This is a genomic window from Nonomuraea sp. NPDC049758, assembly GCF_040674635.1.
GTDB lineage: Bacteria > Actinomycetota > Actinomycetes > Streptosporangiales > Streptosporangiaceae > Nonomuraea.
Genome location: NZ_JBFAMZ010000004.1, coordinates 166,611 through 191,565 on the forward strand (window position 1 = coordinate 166,611; position 24,955 = coordinate 191,565).

Annotated in this window: 23 protein-coding genes, 1 pseudogene and 1 riboswitch; of the genes and pseudogenes, 8 read left to right on the top strand and 16 right to left on the bottom strand. The window is 72.5% G+C overall.

The annotated features are described in order from the left end of the window. Positions 1-37: 37 nt before the first annotated feature. The 4 genes and pseudogenes from AB0J46_RS12195 to AB0J46_RS12210 form a co-directional block, all read right to left on the bottom strand. On the bottom strand, positions 38-913 hold the full coding sequence (locus AB0J46_RS12195) for an alpha/beta hydrolase (RefSeq protein ID WP_364330020.1): 876 nt from the start codon (positions 911-913) through the stop codon (positions 38-40). A gap of 285 nt (positions 914-1,198) precedes the next feature. Continuing rightward, positions 1,199-1,627: pseudogene (locus AB0J46_RS12200) on the bottom strand (hypothetical protein); the annotation flags it as partial. A 223-nt stretch (positions 1,628-1,850) separates the two neighbouring features. Then, positions 1,851-1,985: riboswitch (cyclic di-AMP (ydaO/yuaA leader) on the bottom strand. Positions 1,986-2,150: 165 nt separating this feature from the next. Continuing rightward, a complete protein-coding gene (locus AB0J46_RS12205) occupies positions 2,151-2,351 on the bottom strand; it encodes a DUF5302 domain-containing protein (RefSeq protein ID WP_352323331.1) in 201 nt (66 codons plus the stop codon). A 47-nt stretch (positions 2,352-2,398) separates the two neighbouring features. Continuing rightward, a complete protein-coding gene (locus tag AB0J46_RS12210; protein WP_364330023.1) occupies positions 2,399-3,853 on the bottom strand; it encodes an MDR family MFS transporter in 1,455 nt (484 codons plus the stop codon). A gap of 56 nt (positions 3,854-3,909) precedes the next feature. Between AB0J46_RS12210 and AB0J46_RS12215 the strand changes: the two genes are divergently transcribed. The 4 genes from AB0J46_RS12215 to AB0J46_RS12230 all read left to right on the top strand — a co-directional run bounded on the left by AB0J46_RS12215 (position 3,910) and on the right by AB0J46_RS12230 (position 6,599). Then, positions 3,910-4,407, top strand: coding sequence for a PadR family transcriptional regulator (locus tag AB0J46_RS12215; protein WP_364330026.1), 498 nt, complete (start codon positions 3,910-3,912; stop codon positions 4,405-4,407). An 84-nt stretch (positions 4,408-4,491) separates the two neighbouring features. After that, entirely contained in the window at positions 4,492-5,478 is a 987-nt protein-coding gene (locus AB0J46_RS12220; protein WP_364330029.1) for a rod shape-determining protein, read from the top strand. Beyond that, positions 5,475-6,044, top strand: coding sequence for a YetF domain-containing protein (locus AB0J46_RS12225; RefSeq protein ID WP_358288195.1), 570 nt, complete (start codon positions 5,475-5,477; stop codon positions 6,042-6,044). Before AB0J46_RS12220 ends, AB0J46_RS12225 begins: the two co-directional genes overlap by 4 nt. Positions 6,045-6,134: 90 nt before the next feature. Then, a complete protein-coding gene (locus AB0J46_RS12230; protein ID WP_364330032.1) occupies positions 6,135-6,599 on the top strand; it encodes a hypothetical protein in 465 nt (154 codons plus the stop codon). Between the two features lie 16 nt (positions 6,600-6,615). Here AB0J46_RS12230 and AB0J46_RS12235 read toward each other — a convergent pair whose 3' ends face one another. Genes AB0J46_RS12235 through AB0J46_RS12250 form a run of 4 tightly spaced genes read right to left on the bottom strand, consistent with a single transcriptional unit; the run spans position 6,616 to position 10,281 of the window. Continuing rightward, positions 6,616-7,830, bottom strand: a complete 1,215-nt coding sequence (locus tag AB0J46_RS12235; protein WP_364330035.1) for an ABC transporter permease — start codon at positions 7,828-7,830, stop codon at positions 6,616-6,618. Beyond that, positions 7,830-8,576, bottom strand: a complete 747-nt coding sequence (locus AB0J46_RS12240) for an ABC transporter ATP-binding protein (RefSeq protein WP_364330038.1) — start codon at positions 8,574-8,576, stop codon at positions 7,830-7,832. Before AB0J46_RS12240 ends, AB0J46_RS12235 begins: the two co-directional genes overlap by 1 nt. 59 nt (positions 8,577-8,635) lie before the next feature. After that, positions 8,636-9,766: a peptidoglycan-binding protein gene (locus tag AB0J46_RS12245; RefSeq protein ID WP_364330041.1), complete on the bottom strand. Its 1,131-nt coding sequence runs from the start codon at positions 9,764-9,766 to the stop codon at positions 8,636-8,638. Beyond that, a complete protein-coding gene (locus tag AB0J46_RS12250) occupies positions 9,766-10,281 on the bottom strand; it encodes a hypothetical protein (RefSeq protein ID WP_364330044.1) in 516 nt (171 codons plus the stop codon). Before AB0J46_RS12250 ends, AB0J46_RS12245 begins: the two co-directional genes overlap by 1 nt. Before the next feature lie 135 nt (positions 10,282-10,416). Between AB0J46_RS12250 and AB0J46_RS12255 the strand changes: the two genes are divergently transcribed. Both AB0J46_RS12255 and AB0J46_RS12260 read left to right on the top strand, forming a co-directional pair. After that, positions 10,417-11,073, top strand: coding sequence for a response regulator transcription factor (locus AB0J46_RS12255; RefSeq protein ID WP_352352030.1), 657 nt, complete (start codon positions 10,417-10,419; stop codon positions 11,071-11,073). Beyond that, a complete protein-coding gene (locus tag AB0J46_RS12260; protein WP_364330047.1) occupies positions 11,070-12,257 on the top strand; it encodes a HAMP domain-containing sensor histidine kinase in 1,188 nt (395 codons plus the stop codon). Before AB0J46_RS12255 ends, AB0J46_RS12260 begins: the two co-directional genes overlap by 4 nt. A 5-nt stretch (positions 12,258-12,262) precedes the next feature. Here the strand turns inward: AB0J46_RS12260 and AB0J46_RS12265 are convergent, their stop codons facing one another. The 5 genes from AB0J46_RS12265 to AB0J46_RS12285 form a co-directional block, all read right to left on the bottom strand. Next, positions 12,263-13,210, bottom strand: coding sequence for a hypothetical protein (locus AB0J46_RS12265; protein WP_364330050.1), 948 nt, complete (start codon positions 13,208-13,210; stop codon positions 12,263-12,265). Next, positions 13,207-15,627 carry an SMC family ATPase gene (locus AB0J46_RS12270; protein ID WP_364330053.1) on the bottom strand — a complete coding sequence of 807 codons (2,421 nt, stop codon included), beginning with the start codon at positions 15,625-15,627 and terminating at the stop codon, positions 13,207-13,209. The genes AB0J46_RS12265 and AB0J46_RS12270 overlap by 4 nt, the downstream gene beginning before the upstream one ends. Next, positions 15,627-16,766: an exonuclease SbcCD subunit D gene (locus AB0J46_RS12275; RefSeq protein WP_352352034.1), complete on the bottom strand. Its 1,140-nt coding sequence runs from the start codon at positions 16,764-16,766 to the stop codon at positions 15,627-15,629. Before AB0J46_RS12275 ends, AB0J46_RS12270 begins: the two co-directional genes overlap by 1 nt. 10 nt (positions 16,767-16,776) lie before the next feature. After that, positions 16,777-18,486 carry an ATP-binding protein gene (locus tag AB0J46_RS12280; protein WP_364330056.1) on the bottom strand — a complete coding sequence of 570 codons (1,710 nt, stop codon included), beginning with the start codon at positions 18,484-18,486 and terminating at the stop codon, positions 16,777-16,779. A gap of 136 nt (positions 18,487-18,622) precedes the next feature. Further along, the gene (locus tag AB0J46_RS12285) at positions 18,623-19,249 is read right to left on the bottom strand and encodes a hypothetical protein (RefSeq protein ID WP_364330059.1); all 627 of its coding nucleotides are present in this window, start codon (positions 19,247-19,249) and stop codon (positions 18,623-18,625) included. A gap of 225 nt (positions 19,250-19,474) precedes the next feature. Here AB0J46_RS12285 and AB0J46_RS12290 point away from each other — a divergent pair, with 225 nt between their 5' ends. Both AB0J46_RS12290 and AB0J46_RS12295 read left to right on the top strand, forming a co-directional pair. Continuing rightward, positions 19,475-20,215: a hypothetical protein gene (locus AB0J46_RS12290; RefSeq protein WP_364330062.1), complete on the top strand. Its 741-nt coding sequence runs from the start codon at positions 19,475-19,477 to the stop codon at positions 20,213-20,215. A gap of 63 nt (positions 20,216-20,278) precedes the next feature. Further along, positions 20,279-20,911: an L-threonylcarbamoyladenylate synthase gene (locus tag AB0J46_RS12295; protein ID WP_358288226.1), complete on the top strand. Its 633-nt coding sequence runs from the start codon at positions 20,279-20,281 to the stop codon at positions 20,909-20,911. Between the two features lie 46 nt (positions 20,912-20,957). Here the strand turns inward: AB0J46_RS12295 and AB0J46_RS12300 are convergent, their stop codons facing one another. From AB0J46_RS12300 to AB0J46_RS12310, 3 genes are read right to left on the bottom strand one after another with little or no spacing between them, the layout of a single operon-like run. Then, complete coding sequence (locus AB0J46_RS12300) at positions 20,958-22,298, bottom strand: hypothetical protein (protein WP_364330065.1); 1,341 nt, start codon at positions 22,296-22,298, stop codon at positions 20,958-20,960. Then, entirely contained in the window at positions 22,295-23,311 is a 1,017-nt protein-coding gene (locus tag AB0J46_RS12305) for a LacI family DNA-binding transcriptional regulator (protein ID WP_364084755.1), read from the bottom strand. Before AB0J46_RS12305 ends, AB0J46_RS12300 begins: the two co-directional genes overlap by 4 nt. Beyond that, entirely contained in the window at positions 23,312-24,955 is a 1,644-nt protein-coding gene (locus AB0J46_RS12310; RefSeq protein WP_364330068.1) for a glycoside hydrolase family 36 protein, read from the bottom strand.

A 24,955-nucleotide genomic window follows, 5' to 3' on the forward strand; every position in this document is an offset into this window, starting at 1 on the left:
CCGCGCAGCGAGGCGCCGCAGCGGGTCACGTGGCGGGTCACGCGGCGGGCTCGGGCCGGGCGGGCGCCGCGGAGCCGGTGTGGGCGGTGATCTCGGCGACGATCGCGGGCCAGAGGGCGCGGGGCAGGTCGTGGCCCATGCCGGGGTAGGTGACCAGGCGGGCGTCCGGGATGGCGGCGGCCGTGGCCCGCCCGCCGGCGAGCGGCACGAGCTGGTCGTCCTCGCCGTGGATGACCAGCGCGGGCACCTTCAGCCCGCCCAGCGCGGACGTGCGGTCGCCGGAGGCCATGATGGCGGCGAGCTGGCGGGCCGTGCCGGCCGGGTCGTGGCAGCGGTCGAAGGCGAGCCCGGCCAGCCTGGTGACGCGTTCGCGGTCCAGCTCCCAGCCGGGGGACCCGAGCACGGCCCAGGTCGTCAGCGCGCCGGCGACGACCCCCTCGCGGTCGGTCGCGGGCTTGGCGAGGAGCACCGCGGCGGCCGCCTCGGTCGGCGGGGCCGCCTGCGGGCCGGGCGTGGACATGATCGAGGTCAGGCTCAGCACGCGGGCGGGGTGCCGGACGGCCAGCGCCTGGGCGATCATCCCGCCCATCGAGGCGCCGACGACGTGCGCGGCGGGCAGGCCCAGGACGTCCATGAGCCCGGCGCTGTCGTCGGCCAGGTCGTCCAGCACGTACGGCGAGGGCGCGCCCCATGCGGGCACGCCCTCGTCGTGGAGATGCGTGGACAGGCCCGCGTCGCGGTTGTCGAACCTGACGACGTGGTGGCCCTGCTCGGCCAGGAGTTCGCAGAACTCGTCGTCCCAGTGGATGAGCTGGGCGCCGAGTCCCATGATGAGCAGCAGGGGCCTGCCCGCGGGTGAGCCGAAGCTCTCGTAGGCGATCTCGATGCCGTTGGCGGCTGCGCGCTGGATCACAGCGACCAGAATGTCATTCTGGTCGCGAGGCGTAAAGAGCGGTCTGTCCGGAGATCAGTCGTTGAGCAGCTTGCGCAGGCGCTCGCCGCCGAGCACCACGCCGCCGCCGGCCAGCACGAGCACGCCGGCCATGACGGTGCCGCCCATCGCGACGGTCTTCCCGACCTGGCCGCCGGCGGAACCGGCCGCGTCCTCGGCGGGCTTGTCGGCCAGCACCTTGGGGGGCTCGGCCGGGTTGGCGTCGAACCTGCCCCACGCGCCGGTGGAGAAGGCCACGGGGTAGTTCTTCTTGCCCTTGCCGTCGCCCCACTTGGTGATGACGTAGTCGATCTTGATGTGGCCCTGGCCGCCGTTGCCGTCCACGCCGAGCGTGTCGGGGTTGAAGGTGCCGCCGGTCAGCTCGGCGAAGGTCTTGGCGTCGAGGTCGAGCATGACGCCACGGCTGGAGGGCTCGCCGGGGCCGCGGTCGCCCACGAAGAACGGCATCTTCTTGCCGTTGTAGGTCACGTAACCCTCGGTCATGAGGGGCCAGCTCGGGCTGGCGGCCAGGCCCTTCTGCATGGGCTTGCCGCTGGCGGGGAGGCCGGTGTCGCCGGCCCGGCCGGAGGAGTCGTCCCAGAAGTAGGAGGCCTTCGTGGAACCCTTGAGCAGGATCTTCTGGTCGTCGCCGGTGTCGGCGTGGGCGCCGGTGGCGGAGATCGTCAGCGCGCCCATGGCGGACACGGACAGCAGGGCGAGAGAGCGCAGGCCAAATCGAGACATGAAGCAGTGAAGTCCTTCGCGAGGGGACAGGGGGAACGCGCGTGACTACGGTGCGTAACCGGGCAGAGCGCCGAAAAGGTGGTTACGCGGCGCGTGGGGGAAGTCAGGGAAGAGACCGCTCAGCAGGCGGTCGTCACTACACTGTCCGGGGGTACGACGAGGTGGTACATGCGTGAAGTCCTCTCCATCTCGCCTACCGGGTTAGCTGACGGGTTCGGGCGTGGAGATGCCCTACCGGCACATGGCCGGATTCACCCCAATGAGATGGGTCCCCGGTTCCCGACAAGTCGGGATTCGGCGCCAGCTGTCGTCCCTCTCCTGGTAGGGACTACGCCACCAGCTGGTAATTGGTTAAGACGGTACCCAGAGATTCGGACAAATACAAACGAATCGTCATGAACCGGGTAAAGATCTACCTATCGAGGTAAAGAGAAAGGGGGCACGGCATGCCGTACCCCCTGCTAAATCGGACCTTTCAGCCGCCGCTCTTGCGCCTGAAGGATCTTTTACTCGCTGCCGGACCGTGCGCCCCGTGGATCTTCGACGGGTCCACGCCCCTGCCACCCGCGGCCGAGTCGGCCTGCTGCCCGCGCTTGCGTTCCAACGCCTCGCGGAACTTGCGCTTCATCTCGTCCTCGGGAGTCTCGCTGACTTCCGGCTCCGGTGTTTCCGCCATGAGGACCTCCTGGTTCTGGGGACATCCACAGCTTCGCACGACGTCGCTTACGACGCGAAACCGGCCTCCACTCTGCTTTCCGCCGCGGGCGGCTGCTCCAGCCGCCTGCCGGGCATCATGACCAGCGCGACCAGGGCGATCACCGCGCCCGCCACGCCCAGCGACGGGATGACCACGGCCGCCGCCGAGGCGTGCGCGGCCGCGAGCCCGTGGACCGGCGCGTCCGTGGTGATGACCGACGTGTACGCGGTGCCGGCCAGCGCCAGCGCCACCGAGCCGCCGATCTGCCGGAAGAAGGTGAGGTTGGCCGAGGCCGTGCCGATGTACCGCGGCGCGACGGCCTGCTGCACGGCCACGGTCAGCCCCGACAACATCGGCCCCATGCCGAGCCCGAGCAGCGCCATCCACCCGGCCAGCAGCAGGCCGTCGGTGCGCACGGTGAGGTTCAGGCAGAGCAGGCTGCCGGCCACCAGCAGGAACGGCGCCCCGACCAGCCACGGCTTGTACGTGCGCGTCCTGGACATCAGCGTGCCCATGAGCGCGCTGCCCGCCACCATCGCCAGCGTCATCGGGTAGATCCTCAGCCCGGACTCGGTGGCGCTGACGCCCAGCGCCTGCTGGAAGTAGCGCGGCAGGAACACCACGCCGGCGTACATGCAGAAGGCGGTGAAGAAGGAGGTCGCGTTGACCAGCGTGTACGTGCGGTCCCGGAACAGGTGCATCGGCATGACCGGGTTCGCCGCCCGCAGCTCGACCAGCACGAACGCGGCCAGCAGGACCAGCCCCAGCAGGATCGGCCCGGCCACGGGCGGGGAGGTCCAGGAGTTGCCGTCCAGGCCCTTCTCGGTCAGGCCGAGCAGCAGGGCGCTGATGGCCACGCCGAACACCGCGATGCCCGCGTAGTCCGGCCGGCCCCCGCCGCCGGTGCCCGGACGGAACGGCAGCCGCAGCACCACGATCGCGATCAGCACGATCCCGAGCGGCACGTTCACGTAGAAGGCCCACCGCCAGCTCGCGTGGTCGGTGAACAACCCGCCCAGGAAGGGCCCGGCCAGGTACGTCAACGCCATCACGCCGCCGAGTGCGCCCTGCACGCGGGCGCCGTTGCGTCCGGGCGGGAACATCTCCATCACCAGGGCCAGCGACAGCGGCAACAACGCGCCCGCGCCCAGTCCCTGCACGGCGCGGAAGGCGATGAGCTGGGTCATGTCCTGGGCGAGCCCGCACAACGCCGATCCGACGACGAACACCGACATGCCGATGAGCAGCAGCGGCTTCCTGCCGTGCTGGTCGGAGAGCCGGCCGTACAGCGGCACGGTCACGGTGGAGGTGAGCAGATAGGCCGTGACCACCCAGGTGTAGAGCCGGGTGCCGCCCAGCTCGCCGGTGATGCGGGGCAGCGCGGTGCCGACGATCGTCTGGTCGAGCATCGCCAGGAACATCCCGCCGAGCACCGCCAGCAACACCAACCCGTTGCCCTTGGTCTTCATGTCATTAGTCACAGGTGAAGATTGATATGTAAGAGCTGACATGTCAAGCCTTCGCTATGCTGGCGGGCATGTCCCTGCGGATCGCGCTCCTCGGCCTGCTCGCCACCAAAGGCCCGGCCAGCGGCTACGACCTGGCCAAGAAGTTCGAGCACTCGCTCAACCACGTCTGGCAGGCGGGGCACACGCAGATCTATCCGGAGCTGGTCAAGATGGCCGCCGACGGCCTGGTGACGGTCGAGCACGAGGGCGCCCGGGGCCGCAAGATCTACGCCGTCACCGCCGAGGGTCGCGCGCTGGTCACCGAGTGGCTGGTCGGCCACGACCCGTCGGCGACCGTGCGCAGCGAGACCGCCCTCCAGGCGTTCCTGCTGGCCCTGCTCGACACCGGGCAGGCCGTCGCCGTGGTCGAGCGCATCAAGGCCCACTTCCAGGCCCGCCTCGCGACGCTCGACTGCCGGCCCGGGGGCCTGTTCGGCCAGTACGCGCTGTCCCTCGGCCTGCACCAGGCGCGCTCCGGCATCGAGTGGGCCGACGAGACGCTGGCCGCCCTGCGGCGCGAAGGGTAAAACGGAACTCTGCGGTTCCTGGTGTTGCGTTGGAGAAGCGCCGGATATACACCCAGGCATGATGCTCAACCTCCCAGTACGGCGATGAGCCTCCTGGGTCGTGACCTGGCGATCGACCTCGGCGCGGCCGGCACGAGGATCTACGCCAAGGGCAGGGGCATCGTGCTGGACGAGCCGTCGGTCGTCCTGCGCGACAGGCAGACGGGCAGGGTCGTCGGCTTCGGCGCCGAGGCCCTGGACGGCGCGGACGGCACGGACGGCGAGACGTACTGGCCGATCAGCGACGGCCTGCCCCAGGACGGCGAGCTCGCCCGGCGCATGATCAGGCACTTCCTGCGCAAGGTGCACCGGCACCCGTTCCCCCGGCCGCGCCTGGTGATGGCCGTGCCCGACGAGTTCACGCCGATCGAGCGGGTGGCGCTGCGCGACGCCGGCTTCGAGGCGGAGGCCCGCGGGATCCTGCTGGTCAAACACGCGATCGCGGCCGCGCTCGGCGCGGGCCTGCCGGTCCGCGACGGCTCTGGGCACATGGTCGTCGACATCGGCCGGGACGCCACCAGGGTCGCCGTGCTCTCCTGCGGGGCCGTGGTCGCCGCCGGAACCGTGCGCGGCGGCGGGCACGCCGTGACCCGCGCGGTCGCCCGCCTGGTCGAGGACGAGCACGGCCTGCAGGCCGACGAGCGGGAGGCCGAGTCGGCCAAGCTGCGCGCGACGCGGGAGCCGGCCGGGAACGTGCTGATCCGCGGCAGGGACGCCGGCACCGGCGAGGAGCGCGCGGTGGCGCTGCCCGCGGCGCGCGTGCGCGAGGTGGCCGTCCAGCCGGTCGAGCACATCGTGCGGGCCGCGGAGTACACCATGGAACGCTGCCCTCCCGAGCTGACCGCCGACCTGGGCGAGCGCGGAATGGTGCTGGTCGGCGGCGGCGCGCTGCTGCCCGGTCTGCGCCGGCGGCTGCAGGAGGGGCTGTCCATGCCGGTGCGGCGCGCGGAGCGGCCCAGCGACGCGGTGGCCCTGGGGCTCGGACGCTGCGTGGAGGACCTGGGGCTGATCGCCAAGCTGAGGCGCCGGTGAGCGACCTGTTCGACCTGGGGGTCTCCGTCGCCGACAAGACCGTCAGGACGATCGCCGTCTACGTGACGATCGCCGTGCTGCTCCGCATCGCCGGCAAACGCGGCATCGCGCAGCTCAACAACTTCGACTTCGTGGTCATGCTGCTGATGAGCAACGTCGTGCAGAACGCGATCATCGGCCCGGACAACTCGCTGATCGGCGGCCTGGTGGGCGTGGTGATCCTGGTGGCGGTCAACTCGGTCGTGGTGCGGCTGGCGGCGACCGTGCCCTCGGTCGGCAGGGTGTTCGAGGGCACGCCGGTCGTCCTGGCCCGCGACGGGCACTTCATCCCCTCGGCGCTGCGCCGGATGGGCGTCCGGCAGGCCGATCTCAACGTGATGCTCCAGCTCCGGGGGGCCGAGAGCGTCACCGACACCGACCTGGTACGCCTGGAGCCCGGCGGCTCGCTCCTGGTTCACCTGCGCCCCGAGGAGGAGGGAGCCGAACGCGGCGACCTGGAGGACCTGTGCCGGCGCCTCGACCGCATCGAACGCAAGCTGGACGAGCTGAGAACCGGCCCCTCCTGAGAATGGGCGACCGGACTGCCTTTTGATATCGGCCATTAATATTGCGTTAATCCTCCTGCGCCCGGAATTGATCTCCGATATCGTCCCAACGTGCGCCTGGCTGGTCGCTCGGTCGTGATGTCCGCGGTGCTTGTATGCGTCGCGGTCGCGGCAGCCTGTACCTCCGGCCGCCAGTCCTCCTTCGAGGAGGCGGCCAGGCAGCTCACCGCCGACACCGACACCCTGCTCACCAGCGCCGCGCTGCATGTGTCGCCGGCCGACCGCTCCGACGAGACCGAAGACCGCTCGTGCGTGCCCGGCCAGGTGCGCCGGCTCGTCCGGGCCGAGGGCGAGGCCGCCGAAGCCCCCGACGGCCTGCTGCACACCCTCCAGGACATGGGCTACGACCAGATCATCGAGGATCTCGACCTGCGTGACGAGACCCCTGTCATCTCCGTCCTGCGCAACCCGCGGACGAACCTGACGTTCGAGCTCACCGTGCTCGACGGGCCGAACGTCAGGATCGTCGGCAGGACGACCTGCTACTCCCCCGCCCCCGAGACAACTCTGTCCTGACCCCGGGGCGCTTGTCTCAGGGCGCCGACAGCGCCTCCGTCGGCGACAGCCGGGAGGCGCGCACGGCCGGGTAGAGCCCGGCCACCGCGCCGATGAGCAGCGTGGCCGCCAGGCCCCCGACGGTCGCCCACGCGGGCACCACGGCCGGCCACCCCCGGGAGAAGGCGTAGGCGACGGTGACGCCGGCCCCCAGCAGGATCCCGCCCGCGCCGCCCAGCGCGGACAGCAGCAGCGACTCGGCGAGGAACTGGGTGCGGATCTGGCCGCGCGTCGCGCCGAGCGAACGGCGCAGGCCGATCTCCGCGCGGCGCTCCAGCACCGAGATGACCATCGTGTTGGCCACGCCGACGCCGCCCACGAGCAGCGCCACCGCCCCGACGCCGAGCAGCAGCCCGGCGAAGGCCTGGCTGGTCGCCTGCTTGGCGGCCAGCGCGTCGGACGGGCGGGAGACGTCCACCTCGTTGGGCGCCTCGGGGTTGGCCGTGCCGGCCAGGACCGACCGCACGTCCGCCAGCCTCGCCTCCTGCGAGCGGGTGTAGAGCGTGGTCGGATGCCCGTCGAAGTCCAGCCTGGACTCCGCGACCGGCCAGCCGACCAGGGCCGCGCTGTCCAGCTCCTCGGCCAGGGGCACCGGCTCGAGCAGCCCGACCACCGTGAACCGGATGCCGCCGATCACCACCTGCGTGTCGGGGGTGACCGTGCCGATGCCGAGCCGCTGGGCGGCGGCCGAGCCGAGCACGACGGCCGGGTAGCGTTCGGTGGCCGCGTTGAGCCAGGTGCCGCGGCGGACCGTCGCGCCCACGGTCGGCAGCAGGTCGAGGCGGGCGGCGATCGTGACCAGGCCGTTGGTCTGGGGCGCCGGGATCTCCTCGCTGCGGTAGACCTTGGCCTCGGGCACCTTGCCCGTGGACGAGACCGACTCCACCGGGCCGATGCGCTCGATCATCGCCTCGGCGTCCGTCGGCATCTGGGCCGCCTCGCCCAGGAGCGTGGTGCCGGAGGAGACGGTGAGCAGGTTCGTGCCCAGCGCGGACAGCGTACGGTCCAGCTCGGCGCTGGAGGAGGACGAGATGCCGACCACGCCGATCATCGCGGCGATGCCGATCGCGATGCCGAGCGCCGACAGGAACGCCCGCAGCGGGCGCGTACGCAGGCCGACCGCGCCCACGCGCATCACGTCGCGCGGGCGCATCCTGGCCGGGGAGAGCCGGGGACGCTCCAGGGTCGCCATCACGCCACCTCGGATTCGACGGGCTCGCGCACGCACCGGCCACCGCCCTCTTCCCCGCCCCCGAGCCGCTCCGCACCACGTCCGGAGCCCGAGTCGGAGACGATCCGGCCGTCTCGCATGCTCACCTGGCGGGGCAGGCCGGCGGCGATCTCCCGGTCATGGGTGATGATCACGATGGTGGTGCCGCTCCCGTTCAGCTCGTGCAGCAGGTCCATCACGCCGGCGCCCGAGACCGAGTCCAGCGCGCCGGTGGGCTCGTCGGCCAGCAGCAGCGGCGGGTCGCCGGCCACCGCCCTGGCTATGGCCACGCGCTGCCGCTCGCCGCCGGACAGCTCGTGCGGCTCGTGGTCGACGCGGTGCCCGAGGCCGACGCGGCGCAGCGCCGTCCCGGCCCGGCGGCGGCGTTCGGGCAGCGGCAGGCCGGTGTAGATCAGGCCGTCGGCCACGTTGTCCAGCGCGGTGACCTTGGCGGCCAGGTGGAAGTGCTGGAAGACGAAGCCGATCGTGGTCGCGCGCAGGGCCGAGAGCTGGTTGTCCGACAGCTTGGAGACGTCGTGGCCGTCGATCTCGACGCGGCCCGCCGACGGACGGTCGAGGGTGCCGACGACGTTGAGCATCGTGGACTTGCCCGAGCCCGACGGGCCGACGATGGCGACCAGCTCGCCGTGCCGGACCTCCAGCGACACCGAGTCCAGCGCGGCCACCCCGCCGGGATAGGTCCTGGACACGTCGGTGAGCACGATCATGCCCCGCCCCGCACCCGCAGGGGACGGGGTGGTGGGTTCGGAGGGGGTTGGGGTGGGGGTCATTTCGGGATTCCCACTGTCATGCCGTCGGTGAGCCCGTCGCCGGAGATCTCGACGCGGCCACCGGCGAACAACCCGGTCCGCACGGCGACGTACCGCGACCTGCCACCCTCCACCACCTCCACCCCGAACCCGCCCTCCCGCAACGCGACCAGCGCCGACACCGGCACGGTCAGCACGCCCTTCCGCCGGTCGGCGGTGAACGTCACCTTCACCGCCGCCCGGTCCAGCCCCTTGGCGGCCTTGGCGTTCCCCAGCGAGACCTGCACCTCCAGGCGGGTCTCCGGGTCGGCGTTCTGCCCGTCACCGGGGTCGATGATCGTGGCCACCTCGGTGATCCGGCCGGCCACGTCCTTGCCGTCCGGCATGGTGACCGAGACCTTGGTGCCCTTCCTGGCCATCCGCTGGTCCTCGGCGGCCAGTTCGGCGGTGACGACCTTCTTCGTGCCCGTGTAGGTGAGGATCTTCTGGCCGGGGCCGGTGGGCTGGCCCTGCTCGGCCTCCAGGCTCTCCACCCGGACCTTGCCGGGGGCGAAGACGACCCGTCCCAGCTCCACCACGCCGGTCTCGTCGAGGCCGCGGTCCTCCTGCCACTCCCGCACCGCCTGGGCGGTGTCGTAGGTGTACTCGTCGTCCACGGTGAAGCCGTCGTAGCCGAGCTTGCGCAGGTTGCGCTCCAGGTTCTCGACGTCCTTGCCCTCGCTGCCGATCCGCAGGTCGCGGTAGGCGGGGGTGGTGCCGTACAGGAGCATGACCGGCTTGTTGTCCAGGCGGTACAGGGACCGGCCGCGGGTGATCAGGTCGCCGCTGTCCGGGAGCCAGGTGACGGTGCCGGCCTTCCTGGCCATGGCCGTGGTGACCGGGCCGTAGCCGAGCTCGCCGTCGGCGTCCCTGGTGTCGTTCAGCGTCTGGCGGGCGACCGGGGTGGTGGCCGGGGGCAGCGCGGCGGCCGACGCGGACGGGGCGGCGCCGCCGTCCAGCACCCCGCCGGGATTGACCGCCAGGACCGCCGCCCCCGCGACGGCGGCCACCCCGACGAGGGCGAGGACCGCCCGCCCGCCGCGGCGGCGGCGGGCGCGGGAGGAAGGGACGTCCGGCTCGGCCTTTCCGTCGATGGTGGCCGTCCCCATCAAGAGCCCCCCTGTCCCCCGCCGATGTTCATCCGGCACTTCTCCTGCGCGGCCTTGAAGTCGGGGTCCTCACCGACCTCGGGCGTGATGCGCACCATGCCGCCCTCGGGGTCGGGGAACGCCTCCACGCCGTTGTCCCGCATGCACTGCGCCTGCTTGCGCATGTTCTCGGCCTGCTTGGGGTCGCCGCCCTTGCCCAGGTTCATGCCCGCGGGCTGGAGCGCCTTGCAGGCGTCCATGGCCTTCTGGACCTTCTCCGGGCCGCCGGAGCCCTTGTCGAACTTCATCTGGATCCGGCCGTCCGGGCCGGGGTCGGCGATGTCCAGGCCCTGTTCGCGCAGGCAGGTGGTGTACTTCACGGCCTGCGCGTTGCGGTCGGCGGTGGCCGTGGCGCCGGCCGTCGGCTTGGCGCCGGTGCCGGTCACCGACGCCACGTCCGATCCGCCTTCCTGGGCGCCGCACGCCGTCAGGAACAGCGCGGCCGCGGCCAGCGCCATGAGGGATCGTCCTCGCATGAATGTTCTCCTCCGTCGAAAGCCGGTGGCCTTACGAGGGGAGATGCAATACGCGGACGTGTTTCTCCAGCGTTTCCATCTCCGGCTTATCCGGATCAAATGCCACCCGCGCAAGAATCGAGCCGGAGGTACGGAATGCGGGTGCTGGTGGTGGAGGACGAGCGCGTGCTCGCCGGCGCGATCGCCGAATGGCTGCGCGACGAGACCCACGCGGTCGACCTCGCGCACGACGGCGCGGCTGCGCTGGAGCGGATCGCGGTCAACGACTACGACGTGGTCGTCCTGGACCGCGACCTGCCGCGCGTGCACGGCGACGACGTGTGCAGGGAGCTGGTCGCCTCCGAGTCCGACGCGCGGGTGCTGATGCTCACGGCCGCCGCCCAGCTCGACGACCGGGTCAGCGGGCTGTCCATCGGCGCCGACGACTACCTGTCCAAGCCGTTCGCCTTCCCCGAGCTGGCGGCGCGCGTCCTGGCACTGGGACGGCGCTCGCGACCGGCCACACCCCCGGTGCTGCGCCGGGCCGGGATCACGCTCGACCCGGGGCGCAGGGAGGTGTTCAGGAACGGGCGGTTCGTGCCGCTGTCGAAGAAGGAGTTCGCCGTCCTGGCCGAGCTGATGCGGGCGCAGGGCACGGTCGTCTCGGCCGAGCACCTGCTGGAGAAGGCGTGGGACGAGCACGCCGACCCGTTCACCGGCGCGGTGCGGCTGACGATACTCAAGCTGCGCCGCAAGCTGGCCGACCCGCCGGTGGTGGAGACGGTGCCGGGAGTGGGGTACCGGATCGCATGAGACCGCCCCACCCCACCCTCAGGCTGCGCCTCACCCTCGTGTACGGCGCCCTGTTCCTGGTGGCGGGGTTGGCCCTGCTGGGCGTCACGTACCTGCTGTTCAACCAGCAGCTCGCGCAGTCGTTCGAGAACCGGTTCATGACCAGTGACGGCACCCGCAAGAACGTGATCTTCCTCAAGCAGGACGGCGTCGAGCTGGTCGGCCCCGCCGCCGTCAACTGGATGCGGCAGCAGGAGGAAGGGGTGCGGGAGGCCGCCGTGACCTCGCTGCTCACCCAGGGCGCGATCGCGCTCGTCGTGGTGTGCGGGACCGCCATCGGGCTCGGCTGGGTGGTGGCCGGACGCGTGCTGGCCCCGCTGCACCTGGTGACCGAGGCCGCGCGCAGGATCGCCGCCGCCCCCATGGCCGAGCGCGGCCTGCACGAGCGCATCGCGCTCGGCGGCCCCCCGGACGAGGTCAAGACGCTGGCCGACACGTTCGACACGATGGTGGAGCGGCTCGACCGCTCCTTCGACGGCCAGCGCAGGTTCGTCGCGAACGCCTCCCACGAGCTGCGCACGCCCCTGACGCTCAACCGGGCCCTGGTGGAGCTGGCGATGCACCGGCGTACCGCCTCCGACGACGTCAAGGAGCTGGGCGAGAGCCTGCTGCAGATCAACGCCCGCCACGAGCGGCTCATCTCGGGCCTGCTGCTGCTGGCCCGCTCCGAGCAGGAGATCACCGACCGCTCCCCGGTGGACCTCGCCGACATCGTCTCGCACGTGGTCGCCCAGACCGCCCGCGCCGCCGCGGAGGCCAACGTCGTCGTGCAGGAGGACGCCGGACCCGCGCCGACCGCGGGCGACGCGCTGCTGCTCGAACGACTGGTGCACAACCTGGTCGAGAACGGCATCCGGCACAACCTGAGTGACGGCGGATGGGTCCGGGTGGTGAGCCGGACGGCGCCCGGTGGCCTGGCCGAGGTCGAGGTGACCAACAGCGGCCCCAGCGTGCCGCCGTACGACGTGCCGCTGCTGTTCAAGCCGTTCCACCGGCACGGCGCCGAACGGGTGGTCACCGGGATGAGCGCGGGGCTCGGGCTGTCGATCGTGCGCTCGGTGGCCGTCGCGCACGGCGGCGACGTGACGGCCCGCCCGCGCGAGGGCGGCGGCCTGGTCGTCACCGCCACCCTCCCGGCCGGCTGACCCGGCTACTGGTGGGCGGCCGTGCGCAGTGAGCGGTAGAGCAGGCGCGGGTCGCCGAGGTGGTGGCGGAGCAGCTTCTCCAGGCCGCCGATCGGGACCAGGTTCTGGGGGGCGCGCGGGTCCTTGTAGTCGACGCCGGCCAGCGCAGGCAGGGCCAGCGTGACGGCGTCGGCCAGCTCGACGACCTGCGCGGGGTCGAGCTCGGCGCTGGCCTCGCAGCGGGCGATCCCCGCCCACGGCGCCGTCGACTGGACCGGCAGCCGCAGGTACCAGGCGTGCCGGCGCCAGCTCGTGCCCATGAGGAACACCGGCGTGCGCTGCCCCGGCGTGAGCGCGGCCACCACGGCCGACTGCGGCTGCGGCAGGTACGCCGCGTGGTGCGTCTTGATGTAGCCGACCGTCCGGGGCAGGTGGGTGCGCCCCCGCAGCGGGCCGTCCACCAGCAGCAGGTCGTCGCCCAGCGACCGGTGGCGGACCGCGAGGTCCACCTCCAGCTGGGTGACCTGGCGTTGCAGGGCGAGCGACAGCTCCTCGAAGCTGGAGTCGGCGGCCTTGTTCGGCAGGTAGGAGGCGTGCGCGGTCTTGACCTCCGGCGCGTACGGCGAGGCCGAGATCAGCGTCCTGTTGACCTCGATCGCGGCCAGCTCGGCCCCCTCGCGCTCGCAGCGGACGATCCCGGCGGCGTAGGAGGCGGCGATCCCGGGAACGGGCATCGGCAGGTCGGGATCGTGCACCCACACGCGGGCGTCGATCCGGCGCACTCCGTCGGCGACCAGCAGCGTCTCGGGGGCGGCGGCGCCGGGGCCCGGCGTGACCGGCTTCCAGTCGGCGGCCGGCCGCTCGATGTCGAGGATCAGCTCGGCGCTGGTGGCGCCCAGCTCGGACAGGGCCTCGACGGCGATCGCGGCGGCGTAACCCGGGTCCCAGGGATCGACGGTGAAACCCGGGTTCACGGCCCCACCTTGCGCACGTGCGAGCCCTTCGCGTCGCGCAGCACCTCGAAGCGCGCCGGCACCCGGTCGGCCAGCGCCGGGACGTGGGTGACGACGCCGATCATGCGCTCCTGACCGGCGGCCAGGCGTTCGAGGGTGGTGGCGACGGTGTCGAGGGTGGCCGGGTCGAGGGTGCCGAAGCCCTCGTCCAGGAAGATCGAGTCGAGCCCTCTGGCGACGGCCCCCGACAGCGCCAGGGCGAGGGACAGCGCGGCCTGGAAGGTCTCGCCGCCGGACAGCGTGCGGGCGCTGCGCCGCAGGCCCGCCTCGCCGTGGTCGATGACCTCGATGTCGCCGGTGCGTTCGCCGAGCGCCAGCTCGTACTGGCCGTCGGACAGCTCCATCAGCGTCTCGGACGCCGCGGCGACCAGCACGGCCAGCGCCTCGGCGCACAACCACCGCTCGAAGGCGTTGGCCCGCAGGCGGAGCGCCAGCTCGTGGGCGACCTTGGCCTCGTGATCCTTCTCCGCGACGGCGGTCTCCAGCTCGGCGGCGCGCCTGCGTTCCTCGCGGACCCGTTCGAGGGCGCCGTCGGCCCGCGCGACCGCTCCGGCGACGGCCGCGCCGAGCTGGTCGGGGGTGGCGTTGCGCGGGACGGTGACGCCGTGCTCGGCCAGGCGTTCGGTCAGCCGGTGGCGTTCGGCGGCGAGCCGGGCGGTGGCCTGGGCGAACTCCTGCTCCCGCTCGGCCAGGGCGGCGCGGGCGGCCTCGGCGGCCCGGTCGCGCCAGCCGAGCAGCTCGGTCCAGGCGCGGTGGAGGTCGTCGCGGGTGAGCGGCGGCGGGGCCTCGCCGGAGGGCGCGAGCACGAGCAGCCGGTCGCGGGTGGCCGCGAGGGTCTGCCAGGCGCTCTCGGCCTGCCGTTCGACCTGTTCGGCGGCGGTACGGGCGCGTTCGAGCTTCTTGCGCGCGTTGCGCATGGCCGTACGGGCCTCGGTGGCCAGGGCCTCGGCCTTGGCGATGGCGGCCAGGCGGCCTTCGATCTCGTTGCGGTCGCCGGGGGCGGGCAGCGCGGCCAGCTCGGCATCGAGCCTGCCCGACTGCGTGGCCAGCATGGACGCCGACGTCTCGGCCTTGGCCAGGGCCGCCCGGCCACGGGCCGCGTGGTCGCGGGCGGCTGCCAGGGCGCGGTCGGCGGCGCCGAGATCGGCGGGCCTGTCGTGGTGGGGCAGCTCGGTGAGCGGGCGCAGGCAGAGCGGGCACGGCTCCCCCACGGCCAGCCGGTGGCTCAGACCGGCCGCGGTGTGGGCGTCGCGCAGCCGTTCGCGCTCGTGCTCGGCGTCGGTCAGGGCGCGTTCGGCGTCGGCGACAGCGGGGGTGAGGCGTTCCAGCGTCGTGGCGGCCTCGGCCGCCGCCTTGCGGGCGTCGGCGGCCTGGGCGGTGAGGCGCTCGCGGGCGTCGAGGGCGGCCAGCGCGGCCACCGGCTCGGCGCGGTCGCCGAGCGCGGCCAGCGCCTCGAACGCCTCGTGCTCGTCGGCCTCCACGGAGGCCGCCTCGGTCTCCAGCGCGGCGACCGCGTCGGCGGCCTCGCGGCGGGCCGAGGCCAGCGTCGGCACCGCGGGCGGCATGCGCAGCGCGGCCAGCGCCGACTGCCGCTCGGCCACGGACGCGCGTTCCTGCTCGGCCCGCCCGATGTCGGCCTCGCGGGAGCGCAGCAGGTCGAGGTCGGTGTCGATGGTGCCGGCCAGCCGCCGCAGCGCGGCCAGCCGGTCGGCCAGCTCGCGTTCGGCCTCGTCGGACGCGCCGGCCAGCTTGGCGAGCTGGTCGCGGGCGAAGGCGGCGGCGTTGCGCGCGGCCTCCTCGTCGCGGGCGGCCCGCTGCCTGATCAGCTCGTAGACGTCGGCGTCGAGGAGCTGCACCAGCAGGTCCTGGCGCTCGCGCGGCGCGGCGTGCAGGAACTCGGCGAACCGGCCCTGCGGCAGCACCACGCACTGGGTGAAGAACTTGTACTCCAGGCCGGTCACCCGCTGCACCTCGGGCGTGACGTTCTCGCCCTCGGCCAGCGGTTTCAGCACCATCTCGTACGCCGCGTCGAGCGGCGCCGCCGGGTCGAGCTCGTCGATCCTGGCCTCTTTGGTACGGACGGTCCCCTTGGCGTCGCGGACCAGCGAGCGCACCACGCCGTAGCGCCGCCGGTCGCTCTCGAACACCAGCGCCACCTTGCCCGAGCTCGCCGACGGCGCCAGGGCGTGGGCGATGACGTTCTCCTTGCCCCAGCGCGGGACGGTGCCGTACAGGGCGAAGCAGATGGCGTCGATGATCGTGCTCTTGCCGGCGCCGGTCGGGCCGACCAGGGCGAAGTACTCGGTGTCGGAGAAGTCGACGGTGGCCGGCTCGCGGAAACTGCCGAAGTGGTCGAGATGCAGCAGCAGGGGACGCATCAGCCGGTCACCTCGTCGTAGAGCCGGTCGAACAGGGCGGCGACCTGGTCGTCGTGGCGGCCGGTCGCGGTCAGGTACTCGCGGAACAGCTCGCGCGGGCTGCGCGCGGCCGACCCGGCCCGGCGCACCGCGGGCACCGGCCGGAACCGCTCGTCGAGGACGACGTCGACCGAACCGGGCAGCAGGTCGCGCACCTGGTCGGACAGGCCGACGCGGGGCTTCTCCTCCACGATCACCTTCAGCCAGTCGTCGCCCGCCTCCAGGCCCTCCAGCTGCTCCAGCGTGCCGCGCACCGTGCGCAGCCGGCGCGCCGAGGCGAACGTCAGCTCCCGCACCACCGCGGGCCGCCCCGGCGTGACCTCCACCAGCAGCGCGCCCGGCGTGTTGCCCTCCTCGCCGAAGTCGACGGCCAGCGGCGAGCCGCTGTACCAGATCGGGCACGGGCCGGGGATCTGCTGCCTGCGGTGCAGGTGGCCGAGCGCGGCGTACTGGGTGGAGACCGGGAAGGCGTTGGACTCGAAGTAGTAGGAGAAGATCGACTGGGCCTCGCGCTCGCCGCCGCCGAACGCGCCGCCCGGCAGGGTGCCGTGCGTGGTGATCAGGTTGACGGTGTCGCTCTGGAAGCCCGCGGTCAGCGCGCCGACCAGCTCGGAGATGCGGGTGGCGTAGTCGCGGTTGTGGTCGGCGGTGGTGCCGGTGAGCACCTCCGCGGCGCGTACGACATAGCGGTGGGACAGGAACGGCAGCACGCCCAGCCGCACCGGCTCCCCCGAGCGCGCGGTGAAGGCCAGCGTGCCGCCCGCGTCGGGGCGGCGGAAGACGCCCACCACGTGCATGCCGAGCTTGCCGAGCACCGGCCGGTAGACCTCGAAGAGCTGCGGGTTGTCGTGGTTGCCGGCCAGCACCACCACGTCACGGCCGTCGCCGCGCAGCGCCATGAGCGCGTTGAGCACCAGCGACTGGGCCTCCGGCGTCGGCGCGGAGGTGTCGAACAGGTCGCCGGCCACCACGACCGCGTCGACGTCGTGGGTGCGGGCCGCCGCGACCAGCTCGCGCAGCACGGCCCGGTGCTCGTCCATGCGGGAGCGGCCCTTGAGCACCTTGCCCACGTGCCAGTCCGCGGTGTGCAGGAATTTCACCGAGATCCCTTCAGAACGGCGGAATGTCGTCTTCGACGCCCGGCAACCCCTGGAACGGATCGGCCGACGGGCTGGCCTTCGACGCCGCCTCGGCCGGCCGGGTCGCCCAGGCGGGGAACGGGAAGGCGACGGCCAGCGGCACCGGGATCTCCGGCTGGGCGACGAACATGGTGCCCGGTTTGGCGATCGTGGCGCGTTCCCTGACGGCCGGGGGCAGCCAGCCGTACTCGGAGCGGGCGGCCTCGGCCGGGTCGAGGCGGCCGGCGACGCGTACGGCGCTGTTGGAGACGATGCGGCGCTCGACCTCGGAGGCGGTCTGCTGGGCGCCGATGAGGATCACGCCGAGCGACCGGCCGCGCTCGGCCACGTCGAGCAGGATCTCCTTGATCGGCGAGTCGCCCTCGCGCGGCGCGTACTTGTTCAGCTCGTCGAGCACCACGAACAGCAGCGGCTTGGCCGTGCCCGAGGTCTCCTTGCGGTGGAACTCGCCGCGCAGCACGACGCCCACCACGAACCGCTGGGCGCGTTCGGGCAGGTTGTGCAGGTCGACGATGGTGACCTGGGCGTCGGACGTGCGCACCGAGTGGGCCCGGAAGAACGGCAGGTCGCCGCGGACGATCGGGGACAGCGGCTTGACCGCGCTGCGCAGCCTGCGCAGGAAGGCGTTGACCGTGCCGAGCGGGGTCTGGGCGCCGGTCCACTCGATGCGGGTGGCCTCGTCCTGCAACTGGTCGGACAGCAGCTCGACCAGGTCGCCGAAGGTGCGGCAGGCGGTGCCCCTGATCATGACCGCGCCGCCGTCGCCGACCGGCTCGGCCCACGACTTCAGCCGGGCCGCCACCTGGCCCACCAGCAGGGAGTAGCCGGCGCGCTCGTCGTCGGCGTCGGCGAAGACGAATCGCAGCAGCTCCTCCTCGCACAGCTCGACCAGCGTCCAGTAGAACGAACTGACGCCCTGGGTGCGGGCGGACACGTGCGGCACGCCGTTGGGGTCGCCGGGCCGCGGCGGCGCGAACACGTGCACGCTGCCGAACGGCTGGGCGGGCAGCCCGAGCCGGGCGTACGCGGCCCGCGCCTGCTCGTCGAGGCGCACGTTGTCGTGGTCGAGGAAGAGCAGGTCCTCGCCCTTGACGGAGAAGATCAGGGCCTTGGTGTTGGCCGACTCGGCGTCGAGCACGCCCGAGTTGAAGATCGAGTAGAGCAGGAACGTGGCGAAGGACGTCTTGGTGGCCACGCCGGAGACGCCGGAGATCGACACGTGCGCGCCGCGGGTGCCGTCGAGGAAGTCGAAGTTGACGTAGAGCGGCAGGCCGTCGCGGCCCATGCCCATGGGCACCCGGCGGTCCATCACGTCGAAGTAGAGCGCCTGGTCGCGGTCGCCGGCCCCGGCCAGGAACACCTTGGCGCCCGGCAGCGGCGGCACGAACACCTCGGGCTCGACCCTGGTCACCCGCACCTCGGCCACCTCGACCACGGCGGCGGGCAGCGCGCCCTCGGCGATGAGGAACACGTCGGAGTCGTAGGCGGCGCCCTCGTGCCTGGCCTCGACCGTGGTCACCACGCCGGCGACCAGCACCGGGCCGTGGCCGGGCACGTCGCGCCTGGTGACCACGACGTCGTCGAGCTGGAGCACCTTGCCGGGCTCCAGGCCCACCCAGAACGACAGCGGCGAGGCGGCCTGGGTGCCCAGGACCCGGCCGACCGCCTCACCGGTCGCCATCGCCGCAGGAGACGCCTCGCGGCTCGCAGCCCCGTTGACCGTCACGAATCCCTCCACCACCAGACATGCCCTTCCAAAGGAGAGTAGTCGGGGGCCGGGGATGCGTCCGGCTCATTGCCGCCTTCGCCGCGCCGCGTCAGAGCGCGAAGGCCGCCTTGGTCCAGGCGAACTGGGCCTCGAGAACCTCGCCCAGCAGGCCGGCCAGCGCGGGATCGGGCCGCTCGGCCGACTGCCTCGGCCCGATGCGGCCGCCCTCGGCGCTCCGCCCGGCCACCAGCAGCACCCGCGCGCCCGCCCGGTCGACCGCCAGGGCCGCGGCCGGCTCCCACGCGCCGTCCCGGTGCGCCGCGGCGGGCCTGCGCGGCCCCTCCCGGTGCGCCGGAGGTCGCCACGCCGCCTGGCTCTCCGCAGGCGCGAGGGCAGGCGCGGGGGCGACGACCACCATCGCGTCGACCCGCATCGCCGTCGCCACCCGCCGCCGGGACTCGTCGAAGGCCGTCTCGGGCGGCACGGGCTGAGCCCGCATCGACTCGGCCATCGTGCGCAGCAACGCGGGCAGGTCGAGCTCGCCCGCCGGCGGAGCCAGCTCGTACTGCAGGTAGCCGACCAGCGGGAACGGCGGCTCGGGGAGGGTGTTGTAGCCGAGGAACAGCCTCGGCCACCCGGCCGACTCCGAGGGGCCGGTCAGCGCGCCGTGAGCCACCCGCCCCAGCTCGCCGCACCCGTGGTGGGGCAGGCCATTGACTGACCGCAACATCGCCATGCACGAATTGTTGCAGACCGATTACCTTCAGTTGCGCGTTCTCCACGAGAGCCCGGGGCCTCCGCCGTCCAGCGTGATCATCTTGATGGGAGCCATGGATACCACCCGGGTCCGACAGAACCGGCTCCGCACAGCACGTGTTGTCCGGATGTGGACGGTCCGGTCAACCTGTCGCATCCGTCCGCCGTCCCTTCTGTGTCACATCCGTCGCAAAGGGAAAACGTCGTGCGCCTGCCACTGATCCTGCCCTTGGCCGTCCTGCTGTTCGCCACGCCCGCGCCCGAGAGCGGCACGGTGGCGGCGTACACGTGCAAGACCACCGGTACGAACGAGACGCAGGTCGTCAAGATGGACATCAAGCTCACCGTGCCCGCCACCGCCTCCGCAGGCCGGCAGATGACCATCGGCTGGCGCGGCTCGTACGTCGAGGGCGCCGAGCTCCGCGCCCCCGCCACCGGCCTGGACGGCGAGGTCAACCTCTACGCCTACGCCGCCGTCAGCGGGATCGACCGGCTGACCTCGGCGACGGGCGTCGGCAGCCCCGGCCTGATCGTCCCGGGGGCGGTCATCCCCCTCCCCCGGGACACGGTCGAGCTGCGGACCACGCCCCGGGATCCGGGAACGGGCACGGTCCGGCCCGCGTCGGTGAACTTCGGGCCGACCCCGCAGAAGCGCCTGATCGAGTGCGAGCTCCAGGACAAGGACGCGCCGGCGTCGTACCCCCTGACCGTCACCGCCGCCGGCGCCGCCCCGAACACCCCGGATACAACGGACACCCCGGACAGGGAGGCCACGCCCCCGGACGAGACCTCCGAGGACACGCCCACCGCCACGCCGACGGGCGGCGCGAACACGGGCGGCGGGGGCGAGGCGGGCCCCGACGGGCGGGCGCTGGTGCTGGCCGGCTCGCTGGTCCTCGCCGCCGCCCTCACCGGCTTACGCCTGCGCCGCCCGTCCCGGCCGTAGCCGATCCACGCCCGGCACTCGGCCGTAAGGGGCCACGTGTCATGCGTGGAGGTACGTGCTCCTATGATCCGATGCGTGGCCAAGTACTTCGACCTGCACCCTGACAATCCCCAGCCTCGCCTGATCGGCCAGGTGGTCGAGTCCCTGCATGCCGACGGGCTGATCGCGTACCCGACGGACTCGTGCTACGCGCTGGGGTGCCGGCTGGGCAACAAGGACGGCCTCGACCGGATCAGAGAGATCCGGCACCTCGGCAGCGATCATCACTTCACTCTGGTCTGCAAGGACTTCGCGCAGTTCGGTCAGTTCGTTCATGTGAGCAACGCGGTGTTCCGGCTGGTCAAGGCGGCGACTCCGGGCGGGTACACGTTCATCCTGCCGGCGACCAAGGAGGTGCCGCGGCGGTTGCTGCATCCCCGGAAGAAGACCGTCGGCGTCCGGATCCCCGATCACGTCGTCACCCAGGCGCTGCTGGCCGAACTCGGCGAACCGCTGGTGTCGAGCACGCTGATCCTGCCCGGCGAGACCGAGCCATCGACGCAGGGCTGGGAGATCAAGGAGAGCCTCGACCACATGGTGGACGCCGTCATCGATTCGGGGGAATGCGGCGCCACGCCGACGACCGTCGTGGACCTGTCACAGGATGAGCCCGAGATCCTCCGTCGCGGCACCGGAGACCCGTCCCTCTTCGAATAGGCCCACCCGGCCGGCCACCCCTTCGGGAGGCCGGCCGGGCCCGCTCTCACCCTGGCCGGCCGGGAGCGGTGACCAGGGCGCTCTGTCCCGGTGCGACCCGCGTGACCACGGCGGGGGCGTCCGGGAAGCGGGCCTCCCAGCGGTAGGTGGTGTCGCTGGAGGTGTTGGTGAGCGTGGTGGCGGTCCTGCCGTCGTGCCGGACGGTGATCGTGCCGTCGCCCAACGGGATGCCCGAGACCTCGGCCCAGGCGATGTCGTCGGGCAGGTGGGACAGCGTGGTCACGGCGTTCACCTCGGGTGTGACGCCGAGCAGGCCCTCGACGACCTGGCTGACGAGGGTGAAGGACACCTCCGGGTAGTCGCCGTTGAGGCCGCCCGCGACGTGCGGTTCCGCACGCCGGTCGAAGACGTGCCGCATCCAGCGCCAGGCGGCCGCGTTCCTGTCGTGACGGAAGAAGGTGTCGGGCAGGTACGTGTAGGCCTCGATGTTGCGGGGACGCTCGGGGCCGGCGGCTTGGCCGTCGATGAAGTCGAGGTAGGCCTCGTTGCGCGGACCCGGCTCGATGAGGTCCTTGAGCGGCATGAACCAGCTGTTCTCACGGCCCCATCCGGTGACGGGGGCGCCGTCCACGGTGTAGCCGCGCACCAGGTCCGCGGGGTTCTCGCCGACGCTCCAGACCTCGTTGAAGTGTCGCCTCAGCTCGGCGGCCCGGCAGGCGAAGTCCTCGCCGTCCAGGCCGCGGGCCCGGCTCAGGGCGCTCATCGCCAGGTATGCCTGGTACCGGGAGCCGACGGAGTCCCCCGCCTCCGCCAGGTGCTCGCCGGCCAGCTCGTTGTAGCTGGCCACGCCCTGGAAGATCCCCCTTCCGGTGGCACGCGGCACGATCTCCGTCAGCGCGTTGCGGTAGTAGGACCACAGCACGGGATCCTCGACGTAGGCGCGGTCCCAGGTCCATCGGTAGGCGGTCCCGGCCTTCTCCACCAGCTCGTACACCGCGGGCAGCTCGCGGACGAACGAGTCGGGGCCGCGGTAGTCGATGGACAGGTAGGAGCCGTCGAAGTTGAACGCCCACACCGGGTGGAAGCCGTGCTCGGGGGTGGCCGAGGCGGCGAAGCAGCGCAGCATGGTGAGGTTGGCCTCGGCCATGCCGAGCAGGTGCGCGCCGACGATCTGGTGGGCGAAGTCGCGGGCGTAGAAGCCGCTGCGGTGTGCGTAACCCGCCCAGTAGGAGGGCAGGTAGCGGCTCTGTCCCGCCCCCGCGGGCCGGTGCTCGTCGACGTCGACGGGGCCCCACGAGCCGCCCTCGTGCCGCAGGCGCAGCGCCTTCGCCCGGGCCCACTCGAACATCGCGACCAGCTCGGAGCTGGCCGAGCCGATGCGCATCATGGGCCGATGCTGGGACGGATCACCAGCTCCCCGGGCAGCAGCAGCCCCGCCTGAGGGGTCGCGCCGTCCTCCACCGTCTGGATCAGACGGCCGATCAGCGCCCGCGCGATGCGCTGGAGCGGCAGCCGTACCGTGGTCAGGGCGGGATGGAGGAACGCGGTGAGGGGAAGGTCGTCGAAGGCGGCCAGAGCGAGATCGGCGCCGATCTCGATGCCCTCCTCCCTGGCCGCGGCGTAGACGCCGAGCGCGAGCCAGTCACCGGCGGCCACGACGGCCGTCGGGCGGTTGCGGCCGCGCAGCAGCTCACGGGTGACCGTGACGAGCTCCGCGGGGCCGTCGCCCGGCGCGGAGAACTCCTGCCCCACCAGGCCGTGCCTGCGGACGCCGGCGCGGAAGCCGTCTCTGCGGTCCTCCATCCACGGTTGCGCGCCGACGGAGGCCAGGAAGGCCACGCGCCGATGCCCCCTGGCGGCCAGCAGCCCGACCAGCTCGATGACCGCTTGAACGCTGTCGACGTCCACCCACGACTGCGGCTGGTCCGGCATCGTCCTGCCGAACGCGGCGAAGGGGAACCCCGCCGCGGTCAGGTGCGCGACTCTGGGGTCGTCACGCATCACGTCCGACAGCAGGAAGGCGTCCACGGTGCGGGCCGCGATCACCTCGTCCAGTGCCTGCTCCTGACTCTGGCCCGGGCGCGGACGCAGCAGCAGGATCCGGTAGCCGACCTCACCGGCCGAGGCCACCACGGCCTCCAGGAACCCGCCCATCAGCGGGTTGGGGTTGGCGGGGTCGTCCACCGGCGTCGGGTAGGCGATTATGCGCCTGGTGCCCGACTTGAGGCTGCGCGCCGACTGGTCGGGCCGGTAGCCGAGCTCCTCGATCAGCCGGGTCACCCGTTCCAGCGTCTCCGGCTTGAGCCGCTGGGGGGCGTTGAGCGCGTTGGAGATCGTCTGGCGGGACACGCCCGCCGCGCGGGCGACGTCCTCGATGGTGATCCCACGGCGTGCCGCCACTCAGTCTCTCCTCACCGTCAGCAGGCCCCCAACGGGTACCTCGACCACGCTCGCGCCGGAGGTGAAGCGCAGCTCGCTCTCGCTCACGAGCCGCCCGCCGCAGTCGCGGACCTCGGCCGTCGCGACACCCCGCCCGTACAGGACGACGCGGGTGTCGGGGGCGGCGTTGGCCACGAGCAGTTCTGCGGTCTCCGGCACGTCCACAGGCAGGGCAGCGTACCGGGCCACGACCTCGTTCTCCTCACTGTAGGCCCGCACCAGCGGGTATCCGTGCTCGACCCCGTGCGGTTCCAGCACGCCGAGCTGCAGCGTGGCGAGGTGGCGCCGGAAGACGCCCAGCCAGAACCGGATGGCGGCGAGCTGGTCGGGCCGCTGGGCGGCCAGGTCCACGGAGATCTGCGGCACCGAGAAGAGCACGTTGATCAGGTGTACCGCGACCTGCTCGGCGGACTCGTCCGGATGCCAGAGGATCATGTCCGAGTGCACGGCCTGAGGTCCGGCGGTCAGCCGCAGGTCGATCGTCCGCTGCCGGTTCTCCTGCGGGCTGAGCGGGCAGTCCACCGCCCTGACCATGTTCGCGTACGGCCACAGACCCGGGCTCGTGTACGGCTGGCGGTGCTCGATCAGCACGTCCGGCTTCGCCGCCCGGAGCCTGACGTCGAGCTCGCGCAGCAGCTCCGCCACCCCTTCGTCGGTACCGAACCGGTCGATGAAGTCGATCTTCAGGCCGTCCGCGCCCCACTCCTCCACCGCTCGCGCCAGCTTGTCGACGAGGAACGCGCGCACCTCGGGGTGACGCGGGTCGAGGACGGCCGCGTCCATGTGGTCGAGGTAGCGCAGGAACTTCCCCTCGAAACGCTCGAACGCGGCGTTGTGCTTGCCCACGAACGGCAGCGCGTACCACAGCAGGTAGGCCATGCCGTCGCTCTGGACCCGCTGGATGTGCTGCCGGATGTCGGAGATGTGGGGCTCCCAGTCGCCGCAGAAGGCGTACCCCCGCGACCGGTCGGCCGTCTGCCACCCGTCGTCCACGATCATCGTGGCGCAGCCCAGCTCCTTCGCCAGACGGGCCTGGAGCTCCACCGACTCCCGCGAGACCTCCTGGTGCATGCTGTACCAGGTCGAGTACACGGGCAGCCTGGCCTGACGCGGCGTGGGCGGCAGGTCGCGGCCCTCCTGCCACCATCCGGCGACCTCGGTCAGCGCCGCGGAGAACTGCCGGTCCGACAGGTCCAGCCGGATCCGCAGCCCCTCGTTCTGCACGGTGAAGACGAACTCGCCGGTCTCCTCGATCACGCCGCCGGTGAAGCTGCCGGTCACCGAGGCCAGGGCCACCGTGCACAGGTTGGCCCCCGCCGTGCCGACCAGGCTGACGACCGGCGCGCCGGAGACCAGCCCGGCCGACGTCGGAGAGCTCCAGATCGGCGGGATCCAGCGGGTGCCCGAGCCCGGCGTCCAGAAGGCCGCGGCGTCGACGCACGGCAGTTTCCACTGCGCCGCGTGCCCTTCCGGGGCGTCGATCAGCCAGACGTCCGGCGCGACCGGGGTGACCGTGATCGCCTCCGTACCGGCTATCGCCACCTCGACCTCGCCCGCGCGGACGACGGTCGTCTCCCCGAGGGCGTGCGGCTCCCAGATCTGCAT